The 18,936-nt window shown below is 43.5% G+C and carries 23 protein-coding genes, 1 tRNA gene and 1 pseudogene; 8 read left to right on the top strand and 17 right to left on the bottom strand.

The genetic code is table 11. From position 1 onward, the window contains the following. Positions 1-212: 212 nt before the first annotated feature. Positions 213-890, bottom strand: a complete 678-nt coding sequence (locus NSS66_RS16065) for an MBL fold metallo-hydrolase (RefSeq protein ID WP_028540507.1) — start codon at positions 888-890, stop codon at positions 213-215. Positions 891-1,229: 339 nt separating this feature from the next. Next, positions 1,230-1,315, bottom strand: a tRNA-Leu gene (locus NSS66_RS16060). Positions 1,316-1,561: 246 nt separating this feature from the next. On the opposite strand from NSS66_RS16060, the gene NSS66_RS16055 reads away from it, so the two are divergent. Together NSS66_RS16055 and NSS66_RS16050 are read left to right on the top strand one after the other, a co-directional pair. After that, positions 1,562-1,720, top strand: coding sequence for a hypothetical protein (locus tag NSS66_RS16055; protein ID WP_013311032.1), 159 nt, complete (start codon positions 1,562-1,564; stop codon positions 1,718-1,720). 130 nt (positions 1,721-1,850) lie between these two features. Continuing rightward, a pseudogene (locus NSS66_RS16050) lies at positions 1,851-2,038 on the top strand (hypothetical protein). A gap of 76 nt (positions 2,039-2,114) precedes the next feature. Here NSS66_RS16050 and NSS66_RS16045 read toward each other — a convergent pair. The 3 genes from NSS66_RS16045 to NSS66_RS16035 all read right to left on the bottom strand — a co-directional run bounded on the left by NSS66_RS16045 (position 2,115) and on the right by NSS66_RS16035 (position 2,924). After that, positions 2,115-2,267: a hypothetical protein gene (locus NSS66_RS16045; protein ID WP_023989397.1), complete on the bottom strand. Its 153-nt coding sequence runs from the start codon at positions 2,265-2,267 to the stop codon at positions 2,115-2,117. A gap of 95 nt (positions 2,268-2,362) precedes the next feature. Further along, positions 2,363-2,689: a YnfA family protein gene (locus tag NSS66_RS16040; protein ID WP_023989398.1), complete on the bottom strand. Its 327-nt coding sequence runs from the start codon at positions 2,687-2,689 to the stop codon at positions 2,363-2,365. A 52-nt stretch (positions 2,690-2,741) separates the two neighbouring features. Further along, entirely contained in the window at positions 2,742-2,924 is a 183-nt protein-coding gene (locus NSS66_RS16035) for a hypothetical protein (protein ID WP_023989399.1), read from the bottom strand. Positions 2,925-3,277: 353 nt separating this feature from the next. On the opposite strand from NSS66_RS16035, the gene NSS66_RS16030 reads away from it, so the two are divergent. Together NSS66_RS16030 and NSS66_RS16025 are read left to right on the top strand one after the other, a co-directional pair. Continuing rightward, positions 3,278-3,556: a hypothetical protein gene (locus tag NSS66_RS16030; protein ID WP_028540506.1), complete on the top strand. Its 279-nt coding sequence runs from the start codon at positions 3,278-3,280 to the stop codon at positions 3,554-3,556. A 31-nt stretch (positions 3,557-3,587) separates the two neighbouring features. Further along, a complete protein-coding gene (locus tag NSS66_RS16025; RefSeq protein WP_340959347.1) occupies positions 3,588-4,619 on the top strand; it encodes a glycosyl hydrolase in 1,032 nt (343 codons plus the stop codon). Positions 4,620-4,690: 71 nt separating this feature from the next. Here the strand turns inward: NSS66_RS16025 and NSS66_RS16020 are convergent, their stop codons facing one another. The 6 genes from NSS66_RS16020 to NSS66_RS15995 form a co-directional block, all read right to left on the bottom strand. Continuing rightward, positions 4,691-4,906, bottom strand: a complete 216-nt coding sequence (locus tag NSS66_RS16020) for a hypothetical protein (RefSeq protein ID WP_013311038.1) — start codon at positions 4,904-4,906, stop codon at positions 4,691-4,693. Positions 4,907-5,092: 186 nt separating this feature from the next. Further along, entirely contained in the window at positions 5,093-6,196 is a 1,104-nt protein-coding gene (locus NSS66_RS16015; RefSeq protein ID WP_023989402.1) for a glycerol dehydrogenase, read from the bottom strand. Positions 6,197-6,329: 133 nt separating this feature from the next. Then, positions 6,330-6,878 (bottom strand): GNAT family N-acetyltransferase, encoded by a 549-nt coding sequence (locus tag NSS66_RS16010; RefSeq protein WP_023989403.1) that lies wholly within the window; start codon positions 6,876-6,878, stop codon positions 6,330-6,332. Between the two features lie 200 nt (positions 6,879-7,078). Further along, positions 7,079-8,065: a ketoacyl-ACP synthase III gene (locus tag NSS66_RS16005; protein ID WP_075154439.1), complete on the bottom strand. Its 987-nt coding sequence runs from the start codon at positions 8,063-8,065 to the stop codon at positions 7,079-7,081. 31 nt (positions 8,066-8,096) lie between these two features. Next, on the bottom strand, positions 8,097-8,447 hold the full coding sequence (locus NSS66_RS16000) for a hypothetical protein (protein ID WP_013311042.1): 351 nt from the start codon (positions 8,445-8,447) through the stop codon (positions 8,097-8,099). A 184-nt stretch (positions 8,448-8,631) separates the two neighbouring features. After that, on the bottom strand, positions 8,632-9,285 hold the full coding sequence (locus NSS66_RS15995) for a cell wall hydrolase (protein WP_023989405.1): 654 nt from the start codon (positions 9,283-9,285) through the stop codon (positions 8,632-8,634). 457 nt (positions 9,286-9,742) lie between these two features. On the opposite strand from NSS66_RS15995, the gene NSS66_RS15990 reads away from it, so the two are divergent. Continuing rightward, positions 9,743-10,408: a cupin domain-containing protein gene (locus NSS66_RS15990; protein WP_023989406.1), complete on the top strand. Its 666-nt coding sequence runs from the start codon at positions 9,743-9,745 to the stop codon at positions 10,406-10,408. Between the two features lie 112 nt (positions 10,409-10,520). Further along, positions 10,521-10,751, top strand: a complete 231-nt coding sequence (locus NSS66_RS15985; protein ID WP_028540505.1) for a hypothetical protein — start codon at positions 10,521-10,523, stop codon at positions 10,749-10,751. Positions 10,752-10,940: 189 nt separating this feature from the next. On the opposite strand, the gene NSS66_RS15980 is transcribed toward NSS66_RS15985, so the two are convergent. Then, on the bottom strand, positions 10,941-11,069 hold the full coding sequence (locus tag NSS66_RS15980) for a hypothetical protein (RefSeq protein WP_013371969.1): 129 nt from the start codon (positions 11,067-11,069) through the stop codon (positions 10,941-10,943). 168 nt (positions 11,070-11,237) lie between these two features. Here NSS66_RS15980 and NSS66_RS15975 point away from each other — a divergent pair, with 168 nt between their 5' ends. Next, positions 11,238-11,504 (top strand): DUF2642 domain-containing protein, encoded by a 267-nt coding sequence (locus NSS66_RS15975; protein WP_025719729.1) that lies wholly within the window; start codon positions 11,238-11,240, stop codon positions 11,502-11,504. Between the two features lie 71 nt (positions 11,505-11,575). Here NSS66_RS15975 and NSS66_RS15970 read toward each other — a convergent pair whose 3' ends face one another. Together NSS66_RS15970 and NSS66_RS15965 are read right to left on the bottom strand one after the other, a co-directional pair. Then, positions 11,576-13,120 (bottom strand): GH25 family lysozyme, encoded by a 1,545-nt coding sequence (locus NSS66_RS15970; protein WP_340959343.1) that lies wholly within the window; start codon positions 13,118-13,120, stop codon positions 11,576-11,578. Positions 13,121-13,359: 239 nt separating this feature from the next. After that, positions 13,360-14,385 carry a YeiH family protein gene (locus tag NSS66_RS15965; RefSeq protein WP_160789551.1) on the bottom strand — a complete coding sequence of 342 codons (1,026 nt, stop codon included), beginning with the start codon at positions 14,383-14,385 and terminating at the stop codon, positions 13,360-13,362. A gap of 118 nt (positions 14,386-14,503) precedes the next feature. Here NSS66_RS15965 and NSS66_RS15960 point away from each other — a divergent pair, with 118 nt between their 5' ends. Further along, positions 14,504-15,391 carry a LysR family transcriptional regulator gene (locus NSS66_RS15960; RefSeq protein WP_023989411.1) on the top strand — a complete coding sequence of 296 codons (888 nt, stop codon included), beginning with the start codon at positions 14,504-14,506 and terminating at the stop codon, positions 15,389-15,391. A 64-nt stretch (positions 15,392-15,455) separates the two neighbouring features. On the opposite strand, the gene NSS66_RS15955 is transcribed toward NSS66_RS15960, so the two are convergent. The 3 genes from NSS66_RS15955 to NSS66_RS15945 are packed head-to-tail and all read right to left on the bottom strand — an operon-like array spanning position 15,456 to position 18,916. Next, the gene (locus NSS66_RS15955) at positions 15,456-17,033 is read right to left on the bottom strand and encodes a glycoside hydrolase family 43 protein (protein WP_340959342.1); all 1,578 of its coding nucleotides are present in this window, start codon (positions 17,031-17,033) and stop codon (positions 15,456-15,458) included. Between the two features lie 16 nt (positions 17,034-17,049). Next, positions 17,050-18,006 carry a pectinesterase family protein gene (locus tag NSS66_RS15950; RefSeq protein ID WP_023989413.1) on the bottom strand — a complete coding sequence of 319 codons (957 nt, stop codon included), beginning with the start codon at positions 18,004-18,006 and terminating at the stop codon, positions 17,050-17,052. A 25-nt stretch (positions 18,007-18,031) separates the two neighbouring features. Beyond that, positions 18,032-18,916 carry a dienelactone hydrolase family protein gene (locus NSS66_RS15945; protein ID WP_340959340.1) on the bottom strand — a complete coding sequence of 295 codons (885 nt, stop codon included), beginning with the start codon at positions 18,914-18,916 and terminating at the stop codon, positions 18,032-18,034. Positions 18,917-18,936 lie beyond the last annotated feature (20 nt).

Here is an 18,936-nt window from a genome sequence, read left to right as displayed (position 1 = left end):
TTCGCAAACCTTTCTGAAAATGCTAAATTTGAAGTCATTATTATCTTTCGAATACAGCTTCAACGTTTCTGGCGGCTTATAAAAGAACTGATCCGAGTGTTTTACTCTAGTTAACTTGAGCATCTGGGGCACAGACAAATGATAGATCGTTATGTATTATTTTTTATATTCAAGATTTTCTCTCACCATTAGAACTGGGCCACAATACAGACTCATTTGAAATCGAACAGGCCCTTTTGGTTCGGACGCATTCTAAATTTAATAAAAGATTCCTTACTCGTAAATTGAAAATAAATATTTTCATCCATGAGGTGATTGAGTGTAAAACCAGGCGCTTTACCAAATGAATGAGCAGGATAAATTTGAATAAAGTCATCAATTTCTCGCTTTATTTTTTGAACACTATTATATAATTCTATTGGATTTCCTCCATTTGGGTCACAAAAGCCACAACCTTCAATGAATATTGTATCCCCAGTAAATAAGCGATCTGATAAAAGATAGCATACACTTCCCGCGGTATGTCCGGGAGTCAAAAGACTTTTGATTTCTGTTTCACCGACCTGGATTGAATCCTTGTCTTTAATTGAATGTAAATTTCTACATCTAAAATGATAAAAATCGATTTCGTTTGTTGACATGAATACCTGCGGGTTATATTTTTCCAGGAGTGGATTTACCAAATTAATATGATCCCAATGTGAGTGAGTTAATAGTATCGCTTTGAGATCGCCATTCAAATGTTGAAGATAGGACTCTACCTTTAATAAATCCCATGATGGGTCAACAATAGCTATGTCTCTTGTTTTCTCATCCATTACAAAATATACATAATTGATGAAATTCATAAAACAGACTCTTAACTGTTCCATATGAAAAGTCAGATTCATATCAGCTTCACCGAACCACCTTCCCAATGGTTAATTAAAAACAATAACATTCTGATTTAAGGTTTTGGGCCCCTTCATTTTTTAGAAATACTTACTATTTAATTATAAAGGCCTAATTTCATTGTCCTATGATTATAACAATTGATGCAATAGAAAGGCTCCAACTCTCTGTTACAAGATCGCTTAATTTTTCCAAAACAAAAAACGCCTCTCCGTATGTTAACGGTGAGACGTTTTTTTGTTGATCCTACATACCTGTTACGGAGTATTCCGCAGGTACACAGAACCTCGCGTTATTTACGTTCATTTAACTTTGATGTGTCCGTTATAAATCAAAAATGCCGAGGACCGGGATCGAACCGGTACGGTAGTCACCTACCGCAGGATTTTAAGTCCTGTGCGTCTGCCAATTCCGCCACCCCGGCATAAATTTAGGAACGCTAATCTTCACACTTACTTGTCTTACAAGTATCTGAGAAACACGCATCTGATTAAGAAGTGTTCTCATTATGTAAATGTCGTTCAATTGGGCACCAACATATAATACGATAATTTTATCGAATTGTAAAGTGTTTTTTAAAAAAATAATAAAATTCTCTTTTTGTATAACTTGTGCACATTTGAATTACACTAATAAACGTCTTTCCAAACTACCAGAAGGGGTGTTACGAATGCGTGAAGGTATGATTCCAGCTGTTCTTGGAACGGTAGTATCGGCTTCAGGCGCTGTGTTGCTGAGCAGTAAGTACAAACTTGCAGCTACAGGCATTCTCGGTTTCGGACTGGCTCATGTTGTTCTGGGAGCGATTGATCTGATTGAGCATCGCTAGTTGTTTGGGAAGTACCGGGCGGGATTTACTCCCTCCCGGTTTTATTTTTATCAACGTTTAGTCTGGAGCACAAGCGTTTATGTAAAGTATAGAAGCTGAATATGCCTAATAAAAGGAGCTGTGATGTGCTATGAGAGATAATAACTCTGAAAAGAATCGTACTGACGATCAAATCGAACATAAACAATCCCTGGACAAGCGCGAGCCAGGATTTAATCGCATTCCTGACACCGATGCAGATACCCTGCTGCTACTGATATGATTGATGAAGCCATAGGTCGCGGGATAGACAAGTTACGTAACGATTTCACAAAATAAAGCATGGGTAATAAGACACAGGTTTGTGAGCAGTCCTTAATTCATTTGTTTTGATATGTACAGTGATTTCGTAAAATCACTTAAAGATCAGCATGATCCAGCCAATGATTGATATCCACAGCACGATGCTGATTAAGAGTCCACACATGATACCAAAAGAGAAATTACCTTCACTCTTCGGTACAGCACTACCAAATTTCAATCTAAGCTTCATTTGATTCCAGTTCATAGAACCCCCTCCTTAAGTTCTATTTCGGAATATGAAGCTTATTTTTGTAGACCTATAGTCATGTTTTCAAAAATAAAATAGGGTTTTTCGTCCTATCATCCTGATCGCGGAAATAGGATTACAGCTATACCGACCAAACAAATCAATCCACCAATGAAATCGTACAAGTCGGGTGTCTTTTTATCAATCCACCAGCCCCATGCAATGGAAAGAACAATAAAGACACCTCCGTATGCTGCATATACACGCCCAAAGGAGGAAAAAACCTGAAAGGTAGCAATGATTCCATACACAGCCAAGATTACTCCGCCGCAAAGTCCGACATACCATGTCTTTCCTTCACGCAGCCACTGCCAAATCAAATATCCTCCTCCAATTTCAGCGATGCCAGCCAATATAAAAAGTAAAGCTGCCTTTAACACCATTTCACATCCCTAATTCTTCAAATTCTTTTCGATTTTTTTGGATATCTCATTAGAGCACTCGACCTAAAAGGATAATCAATGCAATCACGCCAACCAGAATCAGCAGGTTGCTGACCTGACGCCATAAGCTAGGCACTCCCTCGGAGAGAAGCTTCCGCTGATTGGCATCAAAGTTCGCTTTGGCTCCTTCAGCATCTGCTGACCTAGAGAATGGTCTGTTTTCTTCATTCATAAGAGCACCTCCTTTTCAATCCACTTTAATCATACCAAACTTTTCCGTCGATTTCGCGTTGCTCTTATGCATATACTTCACATATATTTCTGATTGCATCTTCATATATGTGAAGTGTACATCCATATGTCAATATTTCGCTGAATATAAAGTATGATGTCGAATCAAGGTAGAGTGGGTATTTAGACGTCTTTCATTGCAGGACGGTAGTTATGGTATAATTTAGTCAACTTGTTCAAGATCGTAACCAGCGCTCATTTGTTTACTCAACTTATAATTAAATTGACATCTAAGAATCCACATCCCGGTTACAACCTGCATATTCTGTTTGTAAACCCAGGAGGAGGATACCGATGTCCCCAATCTTTATAGCAAGTTTAATGATGATGGGCATATTTTTATTTCAGGCAGCCATCGTTCTCGGCATCATACATTGGATTTCAAAACGAACCCAACGTCCAGCACAAACCAAAATGTATCTTGCAATGGGTTTGCTCGTTGTAATTTTAGGTTTCCTTGTGTGGGACAACTGGATACACTTACAGGAATTCAATGGATGGGCCACGATTAGTCTGCTGGTGATTATTATTAGCGCCTATATACAGCTTAGAAAGCAAAAAGAAAAATACTAATCCCATTACCATGCATCAAAGGAGGAGCGCCATGAAATCTCACTCAACACGCTTTTGGTTACAGAGGGTGCTACTGCTAATGCTTGTTTTACTCTTCAGCGGCTCTCAGCAATCATTCATTGTTGCCGATGCCGCCCCGCCAATTAATGTTCAGGCCTCTGCCAAAGCCAAGCAATTACTTGCCTACCTATCTAATGTACCGGATGATATGCTAATTTCCGGGCAGCATGATTACTTAGAGGCACCGGATGAACAAAATAACAAGCTACAACAAATCAGCGGACAATACGCAGGACTTCACGGCTATGAGTTTGGAGGATTGGCTAACCAGTCCCGTATAGCCCTACGAGAGCAACGTCAGCATGTTGTGAATAGTGCTATCCAATGGAGTCAGGACGGCGGAATCGTAGCTGTTACCTTCCATCAGGCGCTTCCTGGCAAACCTAAAACGTGGAAAAACGTACAAGCAAAAATTACTCAAGCTGAATTTAATCGTTACATCACGCCGGGTACCCCGCAATATAAACAACTGATCGCTGATCTGGATGAGGTGGCTTTGTCCCTTAAGACCTTACGAGACGCGGATGTACCTGTTTTATGGAGGCCCTATCATGAAATGAACGGCAACTGGTTTTGGTGGGGAAACAAGCAAAATTATGCTAAGTTGTGGAATCTAATGTATGATCGGTTCACTCATGTCCATCATCTGGATAACCTGTTGTGGGTGTGGAGTCCCAATGCTCCAAACGCATATAGCACTCCCTATAATTTGTCCTTCCCAGGTATTAACCGAGTAGATATTCTTGCAGCTGATATCTATAACAATGATTACAAACCCTCCTACTACACCGAATTGCTAAAGCTTGCGCAGGGCAAGCCTATGGGAATCGGAGAAAGTGATATTCTGCCAAGTGCGAAGGTGCTGCAAAATCAGCCAGCCTGGGCCTATGCCATGACATGGGGAAAGGAGCTGTCTGCAACCAATTCACAAGCAGCAATCAGACATTTTATGAACCAAAATAATATCATCACACGAGACCTTCTTCATGAGTCCCTACGCTGAAAGAAAAAAGCTTCCACTTCGCTCTAGGAGCAAAGTGGAAGCTTTTTTATACCAAATCCAAATAAAGCACTCTAACTATTTCTAATAACCTCTTCTAGATCAATATCGGCATACGCCTCTTCACCAAGATGTACGGATACAATGGTGTAGATCCGCTTGGACAGTCTAGACATCAGCCGATCACCCGGTGCTACAGAATATTCTTCCCGATAATCTCCAATTTTGTGAAAACCGCTGGACATATGGATGTACAAGTTGCCCCTACGTGTTTTACCATGCACCAACATCAAATCTCCTCCTGCTGTGTAACCAACCTAATTTTCCTGTTACATGTATATCGGTCAGAACAAGATAGGATATAAGTCCCTGGTACCCTCTTTCGTTTCACATGTTAGTGCACGTAAACGAAACGGGTCTGCCAGTGATGTGACAGACCCGTTTTTGTAAACCCATTTTCGTGATTTAGGAAGAAACTATTCTTGATAGGATTCTGCTATTGCATTCGCTGCAATGATTGCATTGTACACGTCAGCAGGACTAACCGGGAACGGCATGTTGACCATTGTATCATTCGATGCACAAGCAGCTTCAGCCACTTGGCGCCATTCAGCCTCAACAAATTCCTCTACACCCAAGTCACGAAGCGTCAATGGAAGGCCTACATCCTTAACCAGTTTAATCACGGTTTCCAGTTCTTCTTTCGGTGCATTTTCCAGCACTAGCTGGGTTAACAAACCGAATGTAACTTTCTCACCATGCTGTGCTTTATGAAGCGAAGGAACAGCCGTCATGCCGTTATGAATGGCGTGTGCTGCTGCCAACCCACCTGATTCTGCACCAACACCGCTCAGATAAATGGTAGCTTCAATCGTATCCTCCACCGCACGAGTATATACTTTCCGATCCACAGCACGTTTGGCCTTCACAGCATTTTCCAGCAACGTATCATAACAAAGACGAGCAAGTCCCAGTCCTGTAGTGGAAGGCTTGTTCAGAACCAGGTTATCCCCGTTAGCCTGATAGCAAGCACGAGCTTCAAAATAAGTGGCCAGTGCATCACCGATTCCAGCTGCAAAGAAACGTGCAGGCGCTGCTGCCAGAATGCCTGTATCCGCCAGTACAACGTCTGGATTAGTAGGCAGGAACAGATATTCATCAAAAGAGCCATCTTTTTTGTATATAACCGCAAGCGCGGTACAAGGAGCATCTGTAGAAGCAATCGTTGGGAAAATAACAACAGGCAGCTTTTCATAATAAGCGGTTGCCTTAGCGGTATCCAATGTTTTTCCTCCGCCAATCCCTATGATAATGTTCGAACCATGTTTACGCACCAATTCGCGGTTACGGTCAATCTCTTCTTTTGTACATTCATATTGGAATTTCTCGAAGACCACCTGGTTACCAGCTGCTTCAATTGAAGCACCTGCCTCCTTTTGGGCCCTTTCAAGTATGAACTCATCACAAATGACAAAGGCTTTATCGCCATAATCCTTAATATAGTCATTTAACGACGAGAGTAGATTTTGTCCAGAAATAAATTTCTTGGGTGAAGTAACGGACCTTACAACGTTTGCCATGTAAATTCCTCCTCAGCTTTGACTCATACTCAAATTAATAATGATTTGGGCATGTGACCCTTTAACTATAAACCTCTTTTCACGTTATTAAAAGGCTTATTATGGAATATTTTATGAACAAATTGTGTATCTATTATACTTGAACAGTCGAGCGCCATTCAGAATACAGGATACCCATCATGATACGATCATAACTGTTACCATCACGAAGAACAGCAGAACGAACTCTACCCTCAAGCTGGAACCCCGCCTTCTCATAAGTTCGGATCGCTTGTGTATTGTACTCAATCACATCCAAGCCGACCCGATTTAAATTGAGCTCATAAAACGCATAACGAAGAATGAGACCTACAGCTTCTGCCCCAAAGCCCTTGCCACGGTAGTCCGTATTACCTATACCTATTGCCAGCTGCCCGCTGCGATTATTCCACTCAATTCCGTGGATAGCAACAAATCCGATCAAGACATCATCTGCCAATGTTCTTAATCGAAAATAGACCTCGTTAGAGCTGGGAGATCCTTCTGACTCCATCTGTTTCAACGTGTAAGGGAGCGCCAAATCCGTATCTACATTTCGCAGATACTTCGCATCCTCACCCCATTTGAACATCACTTCGGCATCTTCTTCCCTGACTGCGGCCAGTTTTATTCGTTCCCCATAAAATAAATTTTCGATCTTAATGACTCTTCAGCTCCTATTATGAATTGTGTGCCATGTTTTCCGTCATAATTGTCATGCTATCCGATGTCCGCAATATAAGCTCTCCCTTTTAATTCAATGTTTAAATTTTACAAAATAATCAAACATAACACAACCAAATCATTACAGTTGTCATTGTGTGATACACAAAAAGACCTTGCAGCTGCAAGGTCTTCATATTCCTAGTATTTAAATAACATAGCAACCAGTTGATATCCAGCTCCAATCGTCCAGAACAGTACATAATCACCGCGCCGGATACGACCCGATTCAATACCTTCATATAGAGCAATGAACGGGCTACTGGTACCTGTGTAACCATATCGATCACCCACATAAATCATTTGGGCATCCTCTAGCTCCAAGTGATCCTGAATCTTCAATACATTTGCTAACGAGAACTGAGACAGACAATAAGCCCGTACATCCCGAGGCGTCAGCCCATTCTTTTTTAAAATGCGTTCAAGCAGATCAAATGTAGGAGGCAAGGCCATATTGGCGTCGAACGGAAGCCACTGAATATATTTTCCGGGGGCGTTCCTTTGGAGTGTTGCCGCTAACCCCTGAGCCGGGTACAAAATTTTATCTATATTGACTGGGTCCGTAAAATACATAGAATCTATAAATCCGGTGTCTTCTTCTGTACGCTCCAAAATAGCCGCACATGCAGCATCTCCATAGTTCGCATAAGTAATCTCATCCTCCGGACCGGAAATGAGTGAATTATAATCCGAACCGATAATAAGCGCTGTCCGCACGTCAGGATTAGATAACATCGACCGACTGACTTGATCGACAGCGACTGTCATCCCTGCACAATTCGCGTTGGAATCCATCACGGCCACATCATGTCTGGCCCCAATCGCCTGGTGAACAAACAATGCATTCATCGGAAACAGTGACTCAGGAACTTGAGTGGAGAACACGATCATATCCACGTCACGGCCTGTCATACCAGCCTGTTCCAGAGCTTTTAGCGCAGCCGCAATTCCCATTGTTAGACCGTTTTCGTTCGGATCATCAATGATATAACGCTGTTTTCTACCCATATGCTCCATGAAGCGTCGAATATCTTTGCCCTGCTCGTCAAAATGGCGAACATAGTATTCGTTATCCAACGAATGGGACGGATGATACACACCCAGTGCTTTTATTTTGATATGGCTCATCAGGCTTCCCCCTTACACATACATCAGCGCATTATTGTACAACAATATCTACGTTGTTTAATCCTGCTTCGCGTGCTACTCGACCAAGCTGCATTTTAATAATGGTTTGTTGAAGGCTGATGCCAAAGATTACTTTGGTAAATCCAGTTTCTTTATAACGTACAAATGAGCCCTTCAATTTTTCCACTTCTCCCGGACCCAAAAGTGCCATCTGGGTACAATCTACCTTGAGTGTAAAGCTGGACGCCTGAATGGATGAGGTTTTGGCTACATAATCTTTTACAAAGCTATCATACTCCTCCTGGCTAAAAACTCCATTCACCGCCATATGTACCGTTTTCATGGCTTGATCTACTTCGATAGTGTAAGGATGTTGACTCATTTTAGAAGGACTCCTTTAATTTCATTTTTTTGTCTATTAAGAGTATCGGAATAATAGGTAGAATTTTTAATATTAAATCAGATAATTCACCACTAAAATATTACAAATTTGTGAATATAAAAAACCGTCACTGCTCCTAGAAGAAGCAACTGACGGCTAGAAATTTGCGTATTCTCATATGAAATTAATTCGTAAACGTATGGCGACCGAGTGAGATGACAGCCGGGCGACTTTTACTCCATTTGGCTGTGGCAATGGCTGGATTGTAATAAAACAAGGACCCATTGGTCGGATCAGCACCATTAAGTGCCTGTCTGGCTGCACGGTACGCAGTCTTGTTGGGTTTCAGGCGGTATTGACCATCCTGTACAGCGGTGAATTGACCAGGCTGCAAAATAACGTCCGGGATCGAGCTTGGAAACTCACCGGACTGAACACGGTTTAATACGACAGCGCCGACAGCCACTTGACCTTCAAACGATTCTCCGCGCGCCTCAGAATAAATGATACGAGCCAGTTGATCCAGCGCGGTTACGCGCACCTCTCCGAAGGATTCCAGCTTGGCTTGTGTAGCCGCTCCGGCTACTCCATCAGGTGTCAGACCGTTATCCCGTTGAAAACGAGCCACCGCTTTACTGGTCAGAGAACCATAGTACCCAGTAAACCCAGCCTTGAAATAACCGAGCGAATGAAGCTGCTGTTGAAGCTCCAGCACCCGTTCGCTTTGAACCCCTTTCTTCAAAGCTGACGTTTGTGCTTGTGCTTGTCCTGGTGCGACTGACAATACAGTACCTAACATACATGCGCAGGACAGGATTAAAATAGATAACTTTTTCATATTCCAGACAACCTCCTCTTTCATGTTCTGTCCGGTGCAACCATTCCGGCCTGTACAACTCAGGGACGTTTATCCGATGATGTTTCTTATGACATAACTTATGCCTAGCTGCAGAAATGACGCGTGGCTACATACGGAATGGGACAATCATGCTTTCACACGTCCGTTGCAGTATACCATAAGCCGCATTTACGTATCATCCGGCTCTGGTCCTAAGACTACCCAAGCAAATAAAACGCCATCCCTAAAGGGATGACGTGTATTAAGAACAATGGATCATGTTCTGACCACACTTGAATACGTGACTTTTTTCGCTATTTTTCGCTTCAACTTGCCCGGGACCGGAGCCTGATTTCTACTAATTCAAATCACATATCCGCGCACACATACATGGGCGTATGCATAGGGTAGCGTACGATCATCAAATTTCGAATAATAGAAAGGCAGGAAACGACGCGTGGATTCATATATGGATTACACCTCCCCTACTGTACAATTTACCTATGATTTAAGAGACAATGTTTTGTTTCAGAAGGATGCTCAAAACTCGATCAACGAGCTGTCGATCCAGCAGCTGAATACATTGGCGAATGTATCGCTGCTGGATATTCGCCTTAGCACAGCTAATGTTGTGGAGCCTCACTATCACCAAAATGCCACAGAACTGGTATACTGCATCTCTGGAGCAGTAACCGTGTCACTGATTAACCCCTTCACCCTCGAGTTACGACATTTTCCGATCACACCTGGCCAAGTGGCTAACGTTCCTCAGGGATGGTGGCATTATCTGGTCGCCACGATGGACAACACTCATTTGTTGACCATTTTTAATGCTCCGACCCCTGAATTCATACTGGGCTCCGACATTTTGCGGCTAACGCCAAGTAACATTCTGGCTCATACTTACTGCCTGAATGAGAATAAGATTCAGGAAGCACTCGCCCCAATTAAAAAGCCTGTCATCATCGGTCCTCCCAATGACTGCAAGCAGCAGCCCCCCCGAAAACCTGGGATACATGTAAGGCTTGCCGATACTTCACCCCACCCTCAGGTCGCCCCCCAAAGAGGTTACGCCCATACCAATGGATATCCTGGCTTCTCTTTTAATCCCTATCAAGAATAGGCTAACTCTAGTCAGGCCTTAAGTTCGAGGGAATACCTTTTCCCTGTATGTTCGCCGTTACCATAAGACCGTCCCTCTCATAAAATGCCAATGTATAAGAGGGGGTGATGGAATGGACGCTTATTACAACTGTTTGAACTGCATGAATAAAAAAGTGCGTATTCTCACCGTTGACGGAAAACAGTACGAAGGAACCATTATGGATGTGGATCGTAATAATGTGTACTTAAAAACAGAACGGAACGGACGTGTACAAACGTCTGCCTTTTATCCTGGCTACGGGTATGGGAATCAAATCTTAACTTTGAGCTTGTTCACCCTGCTGGCGATTGCGTTAATTTAATCTCTGTTCCATTGTCCGTTCCTGTCTATAGATGCCAATGTACCTCAAATGACAGCTGCCCAGCCCGGCACAGTTTGTGTAGGGCCTGTACGCTGTTATTTGAGGTGTTTTATCATACGTTCCATCCTCTAAAACACTTAACCCCCCATCGGTTATATACCGATGGGGGGTTAAGCTACTCATTTCAATTTAAACCCATAAAGACTTAGTAATGATAACGAGCAAAATGAACAGTACCAGGATAGCTCCTGTCGATGTCCATACTCCTGGGTAGCCCCCTACTGAACCGCCACCACAACCTCTTTCACATTCACTCATGGTCATTGCCTCCTTCAATTCAAGGTACAACATAGCTTATGTATTGAGCTTTCCTATGGACCGGGCTTTTCGGCAATGTTATGAATGTTTTCGCTGATGGGCATTAGCCTACACCTTTCCTAGGCAGGAGCATAGGATAACACAACTAATCTTGAAGGAGTGAAGCAATTGAATTCAAATCAAATGCTCAATTACAACGTTAATCAACCTTTTCCTCACCATCCTACCTCTCACCACGTCGTGGTGCACCCTGTAGATCCATACGTCGTAGAAACATTAAAATCGGTGATCGGCAAGTACGTTGTACTTGAGACAACACGTGGCAGAATTGATGGATGCGTAGTCGATTGTAAGCCCGACCATGTCATTTTAGATGTATACGGAAAAAAATTCTTTGTTCGAATCAGCGAAATCGTATGGATCATGCCCAACTAAACAAATCAGACATTAAAAATCCTCGCAGATCCCGTTCCGGATTCGCGAGGATTGATCATGATATGATTTGGCTAATCGAGCTCTCCTGCCAGTGAAGCCCGGAGTTCATCTATCGTTCCGTTGTATTCATCCAAATCGACTTGGCCTTGAATACCCGGAACACTGCCTGTGCTACTGTACTGCCAAGCCCACCAGTTATTCCAAGCTGGAACCGCGGTCGGCTTTTGCGTAGTGCTGTATCGGGCTACCCACAGTTTATACATAGAAAATGTAGGATCAAACTTGGAAGCAAAAACATTGCCCGTGTATACGATTGGCTGACGCCCGGTAAGCCTCTCCATTTCATCCAAAAAGGCATGAGCCACTTCACTAATTTGTGCAGGAGTAAGACCTTTGGGGTTATTTTCATAGTCCATCACAGGGGGCAGATCTAGCCTGCCTCCTGCTGAATCTATAGCCCTGGCAAAATTAGCTGCTTCCTGACGAGCTCCATCCGCGGTAGTAGCATTCAAAAAGTGGTAAGCGCCAACCAAGATGTTAGCATCTCTGGCACCCTGTACATTTATCAAAAATTGATTATCTTGATATTTTGTGCCCTCTGTAGCTTTAATAAAAGCAAATGTCTTACCTGCCGCTGCCACTTGCTGCCAATCAATATTGCCATTATAGTGTGAGACGTCAATTCCTTGCGCGTGTCCATCAGAAGAAATCGCAGGTACAACAGGTATGGTAGGTATAACGTCCTCGGTAGTTGATGGCTCCTCCGTTTCCTGATCCAACGCTATAACAACCTTACCATCATCCGCATTGAGTACATGAAAGGGTGTGCTGTGATTAAGATCAACCACAATACGTACCGATGCGGGGGTTGTACTAAACATGGAGTATCTTACTTGGGAAACATCTGGATCTTCAGTGACTGGAAAACTTCCTTGTCCACTACTGTCAAATGATTGCGATGCTAGAAATTCCTCAGAAAACGTTGAACTAGGTATGTCTACAACAATACGGTCTGCATGAGTCAACGTAGTTACTTTGGGGGTTGCTTTTCCATTAACAGCTATAGTCAATTGGTGATTAGCGAAGCTAATTTGGTTTATAGCTGTACGCGCACTCTCTTTAGGATTACTTACAGCTGAAGTAGCAGAATGATCATGAGTGGACTCGCTATTGTCGCTTGAAGTAGGCGGAGTCGTCAGGAACACAGTTTTAAGCTCGTTGTTCCAGGCCACATCAATCCCTGTCTGTTCAGACACAAAGCGAAGCGGAACATAAGTCGTCCCCTCTCTAAGCAAAGGCGCTACAGCCAATCCCATTTGATGATCATTGACAGAGGCTATGGGATTGTTGACCTGAAGACTGAGGTTAAGATTTTGCTTATGTATAGTTATGGTCCCTGTCTTGGACTCCCAATTCACGCTATAACCCAATTCCTCTACAATGAGACGGAGTGGAACCAGTACATTCCCCTTTACTTCTTGAATCTGAACACCTTTGCCAACACTTATATCTTTACCATCCAACTGAAGATGTGAACTCGAAGATGCAGCATGACTTTCTCTTGGAAATGCTAGTAGAAACAGAAACAAAAAAGCAAATAAACAAATTTTCTTCATTATGTACCCTACCATTCTCTAAATTTTCGCTTATGAAATTCTTGCACTCTATGATTCTCAGGACCTCCATTTTGATAGACGCGAATCATATGTAAAAAGTTACGATTAATTCAGTATATATTTCAGTCTTATCATACAAAAGTACTAAAAAACTCTGCCAGCTATACAGCAAGCAGAGCTTTTTCCAGTTTTATTAATCTAGTTTACTAGCAATCTTATCACAAACGAATACTTCATGTTCACACTGTTAAAAATGTTAACCCTATAAGAATGATCGAAGTAACAGACAGTACCAGTAAGGGAAGCATTGCTTTCTCCCGCAAAGCCTTAAAGCTCACATTCAGCCCCATGCCTACCATAGCCATCGTTAACATAAAGGTGGTAACTTGAGAAATTCCGTTCGTCAGACTAGATGGAACTACAATATATTTTCCAAAAACATAGCTGCCCACAATACTTGTAGCCATAAAGCCGATGAGGAACCAGGGGAACTCCACTTTAGCGTCTGTATGAATTTTTCCAGTTCGTTTCATCCAAACCATTAAAACAAAGCTGAGCGGTATGAGTAAGAAAACACGCCCCAGTTTGGCTAATAAGCCCATTGCAAGTGCATCCTGTCCGGCAGGCGCTGCAGCTAAGGCCACATGTGCAATTTCATGTAAACTGATACCCGACCAGATTCCATATTGCATATCCGTCAAAGGAAGCCAGGGCCGAAGCACAGTAAACAAAATGGCAAATACCGTTCCAACCAAGGCAATGAGTCCTACCCCTATGGCTGTATCCTCATCTTTGGATTTTAACAAGGGAGAAACCGCTGCAATCGCTGCTGCACCGCAAACTCCTGTTCCAATACCAAGAAGAAGCGAAAGCGAAGCATCTGCCTTGAAACGTTTTGCCAACCAAACCGTAAAAAAGATGGAAAATACAACAGTGCCCACATCACGCAAAAGTAAACCAAGTCCATGATGAATGACAACATCCATGTTCAACTTCAGCCCAAATAACACAATAGCTCCACGTAGTATTTTCTTTGCTGAAAACTCAACTCCCAAGCGCACAGCTTCAGGGTATCCCCACAACTGTCGGTACAGAATAGCGAGAAACATGGCACAAGCCAATGGACCTACATAATGAAAGCCTGGCAATTCGTTCAGGCCATAGCCTGCCAAAGCAAATAACATCGTGAGGACAATGCCAAATATACGCTGGAATAATCGACCTCTGTTCGAAAATAATTTGGTGTGTTGTGTATGACTGTTCATGGTGAACCCCTCCAATTCTACATGCATCCAGCTTAATATGTTTTTTGTCATAAGAAAAATAAATCATTATAATAATGATAATAAGTAAATAGATATGATGAATTTGGAGGAATGGGCCTTGGACCAATCTTTAATCGTATTTGTTATGGTCGCGGAGAAACAAAATTTCACACGAGCTGCCGAGGTGTTACACATGACCCAACCTGCGGTAAGTCAATATATTCAAACGCTGGAACGTAGCGTAGGAACCCGCCTCCTGGAGCGTAGCAATAAGTATGTACGCTTAACCAAAGCAGGTGAAATTGTGTATCATCATGCTCAGGAGATTATCCGTCTCCATACACGGATGCAGTATTTGGTGGACGAGCTGATGCATACAGCAAAAGGAAACCTGTCGATCGGCGCAAGCTACACGTATGGCGAATATGTGCTGCCGCATGTGATCGCGCAAATGAGGGTCCGGTATCCACTCATTCAGCCCTCCATTACCATCGGCAACACCCAGGAAATTGAAAAACTCATGATCCATAATCAACTGGATGTAGGCATTATCGAAGGAGAATTTCAGCATGACCATTTACACATCGAATCATTTGCTGATGATAGAATGTATATCGTCGTTCCGCAAAATCACCGTTTGGCTGGTAAATCTCAAGTGGATGTAAGTGAGCTGCAAGAGGACATCTGGATTCTGCGGGAAGAAGGTTCTGGAACCCGGGAAGCGGCTGAAAAAATGTTTGCACGGTTTCAGTTCTCCCCTTCTCATATGATGAATTTTGGCAGTACACAGATCATCAAAGAGTCTGTAGAAGCAGGCTTGGGGATTTCTTTGCTGTCCCAATGGGTCATTCAGAAGGAACTTGCTCTGGGAACATTAAAAGTACTGGATATTCGTAATCTTCCGGTTATTCGAAAATTCTCCTTCCTAACTCCTTCTTCGACATTTGAAACGAAAGCAAGCACCGCTTTTTTGGAGATTTTGCGAAGTTATAATGTGAAAAGGTAAAGTGCAGAAACAACGAAAAAAGCACCCATTAAGGTGCTTTCAACATAATCATTATCATGTTTTTTTATGAGGAAAGATGATCCTTACCATGATAGAAGAAATGAGAAAAATCAGCGTAGCTTCCTTGGAATTGTTGCATATCATGAGCAGCAATACCTACAAAATTCCCTGTAAAACCCCCGGATAAAAAGCTAATATCCTGCATTTCAAAAAGCCGCTTCCAAGCAGGTTTGTCTCCGACTGCATAATAAAATTGCCCGTGGGATGCATGGACTTCCACAGCTAAATGTATAGGAAGATCGTCCTGAAGCGTAATTGCTTGAGGAACTAAGGTAAATGTATTGGCTTCACATCGCATCATGCGCAGTACCTTCCCTTGCCCCTCCTCATAGCTAATATAGGCATACAAATAATCTTCTTCATTAAGGTACAGTAGTAGCCCCGCCATTTGTAAATAGCTTGTCGGCTTATACTCCAATGCTGTTTCTACCCGGAAATGATGATCCGTTTGCCGAATGGCAAGCACGTGATGCTGGAACAGACTTTGAATGGATTCTCCAGCCAGAATGCGAAGGTAGCCTGGGCGCTGGCTTAATGAACACCAGCTATCGTCCGCCAGGATACGCAATGTGTTCCACGTTTTATCTAATGTGGGTCCCTCGAAAAAATCCTCAAAAACATAACTCTGCTGCTCTTGCTTAACCGAGAACATCCCTTGAGGTGCGGGTACCTCCAATTGAGGTGTATGGCCCCCAGCAGTTAATCGGAGCCAGCCTTCATCATTCCAGTACACTTGCTGCAAGGCTGTTTCCCGTCCTAAAATGGCATATTTCCCCTCTACTGGACGTGTGCATAAATGAGCCATGTACCATTCGCCGTCTGGTGTTTGTACAAGACTGCCATGTCCTGCGCATTGTAACGGGAAATCAAGTTGATCACGTGACGTAAGCATTGGGTTGTGCGGGTCTACTTCATATGGCCCGGATATCTGCTTCGAGCGTGCTACGGTAACGGCATGCCCCGTACCCGTTCCGCCTTCCGCTGTAACAAGATAATAATATCCGTTTTGCTTGTAGATGTGAGGCGCTTCTGTTTTCTTTAAAGGAGTACAATCAAAGATTTTAACAGGCTCGCCAATGAGCTGTTGTTGCTTGCTGTCATACTCCTGCATGACTATACCGGAAGATTTATTGCTTTCCAACATGCGGTAATCCCACAATGCGTTCAACAGCCATTTACGTCCGTCCTCATCATGAAATAAAGACGGATCAAATCCGCTACTGTTAAGATAAACGGGGTCCGACCACGGTCCTTGGATCGTAGGCGCCGTCATCACAAAATTATGAACATCCTTGAACGGACGTTTGGTGCTTTTCACATCCGTATAGAGCAGATAAAAAAGGTCATCTGCATAGCTAAGCTGCGGTGCCCAAATGCTACAATTTTTAGGATTACCTCTTAAGTCAACCTGATCGGTCAAAATATCTGTGCAATGCTCCCAATTTGCCAAATCTTTGGACTGGTACACCCGCACTCCAGGCAGCCACTCAAACGATGACACCACAATATAGTAAGTATCTTCGACACGTGTAATACACGGATCGGGATTAAAGCCTTTTAATATGGGATTTTGGATCATCATGAGACCTCACTTCTCCTTACTTCCAAAATGTAACTTCAGCAAAAACCTGTTCCTTGCTCCATGCTTCTGTTCCCGCTTCAAAACAATCCGCCCACGGAACACGCTGCTTACGTAACGTAGCAACTTCATCGTGTCCGTTATATTCTTGATAACAGACGGTTTTCTCGTTCGCAACATTGTCCCAATTGTCCCAGCCACGTGGGTCAATATGATCGCCCATTTTACAATCGACAAATACGGTCTTGGCATATTCCCGCCACGGACGCCCCAAAAAAACCGGAGTAATATCAGGCTCTGCAGTTAGGTAGCAATGGTTGAATACATAACCATACGCTTGTCCTTGCGGCGTAGAGGCAGCTGTAACGTAGCTCGTTTGGTTCTTATGATGGCGTAAACTGCGAATTTCGCAATCTTCAAAATACGCGGTAGCCCCACCAAAAATAAAGTCCACCGTACCCTCTATATAACAATGCTGATAGAGCTGCCGATAGTGCCTATGATGCTCCTTCAAATGGATTCCACCAAACTGGAGTCGTTCTTTCGGTGCAGGAGGTAGAGGGCCTGTAAATAAAGTATCCTGGTGCCCTTTAAAGGTACAGTTTCTAAAGACCGTTTCATCACAATGAGCGTATACCGCAACAGCCTGCCCAATGGCTTCTCCCTGTCCTGCCGTGTTGGAAATCGTGAGATTTTCCAAGATCAGATGGCTACCGCCTAAAAATAAAGTAGGTGTCGCAAAGGTCCCTATTTCCTCACCCGCTTCATCCCGCTCCTTGGCATACCGATCCATTCGAATCTCTACCTGCCCGATGCCTATAATATGAAGATATGAACGGTAAATTCGTACTTCTTCCTCATAAGTACCTGATAAAATAGTTAGCGTTTCCATTTCGTTGGAAGCCGACTGCTCCAATACAGCAATCGCCTCCTGAATCGTATGGAAATCACAAAAGGATTCTTTTCCAACTAGCATGGTTACCCCGATCCCTTCATTTGATTTACAGGTGTTCAGCTAAAAATGACTGCCACGCCGTTCGCATTTCCAACGTCTCCATATGTCCACCGCCCGCAATCACAGGCTGCCAATGCTCAGGGTGACCTGCCTCCTGGTAAGCTTCCAGCAGCCCTTTTGCCAAATGCTCGACTCCTTCAATAGGACACATCCGGTCATTTTGACCTGTTATACTCATCCGTGGACGAGGTACGATCCGCTTTTGAATATCCAAGGTGGTAAAATGCTTCAGCAAGCCGGGGACATAGGAGTAGAAGCCATGATGGTCCAATCCCCTTTTGGCGATCAGCGTATGGGCATCTACCTGTCCACAAATATCAACCGTGACCTGTATCCGTTCATCTAACGCAGCCATCCACCATGCCATGAGTCCACCCATCGACATACCGATTGTTCCGATACGAGAAGCATCAATGTCCTCACGCTGGCACATATAATCCACCAAACGACGGTTATCATACAGCATCATGCCCCACATCACTTGGCCCTGCCAGAGCATTTCCTTTACCAGCTCGCTCTCGGTTTTGCCTCCACGTTCATTAAATCCCCACATGTCAATGCAGCATACGCAGTATCCCATGTCTGTCAGAGTTGTAGCAAACGAGGGCTGCTGTAAGTAAGAACTGCTATGGATCAGTTCCTTGCGCCCGTTCGTATAATTGCCTCCATGCGAATGGTTAAAAACGACCAATGGGAACGGACCGTTCCCTTGTAAGGGTGTAGCTGCATAAGCGGGTACAGACTCGATCCCGTTCAAGTCCAGCAGGAGACACTCCAGTCGATATCCCTCACGCTCTTCTTGATTCAGCAGAGTTGCCGTTACAGGGCGATCTGCCGGAAGGTCTCCCAACAATGCTTGCAACTTATCCACGTTGTACCTCCTTTCATGCC

Origin of the sequence: Paenibacillus sp. FSL R10-2748 (assembly GCF_038005565.1) — a bacterium.
In the GTDB taxonomy this organism is placed as follows: Bacteria; Bacillota; Bacilli; order Paenibacillales; family Paenibacillaceae; genus Paenibacillus; species Paenibacillus polymyxa_B.
Note: the sequence above shows the minus strand (reverse complement) of the source record. Positions and strands in the feature narration are given on the sequence as shown.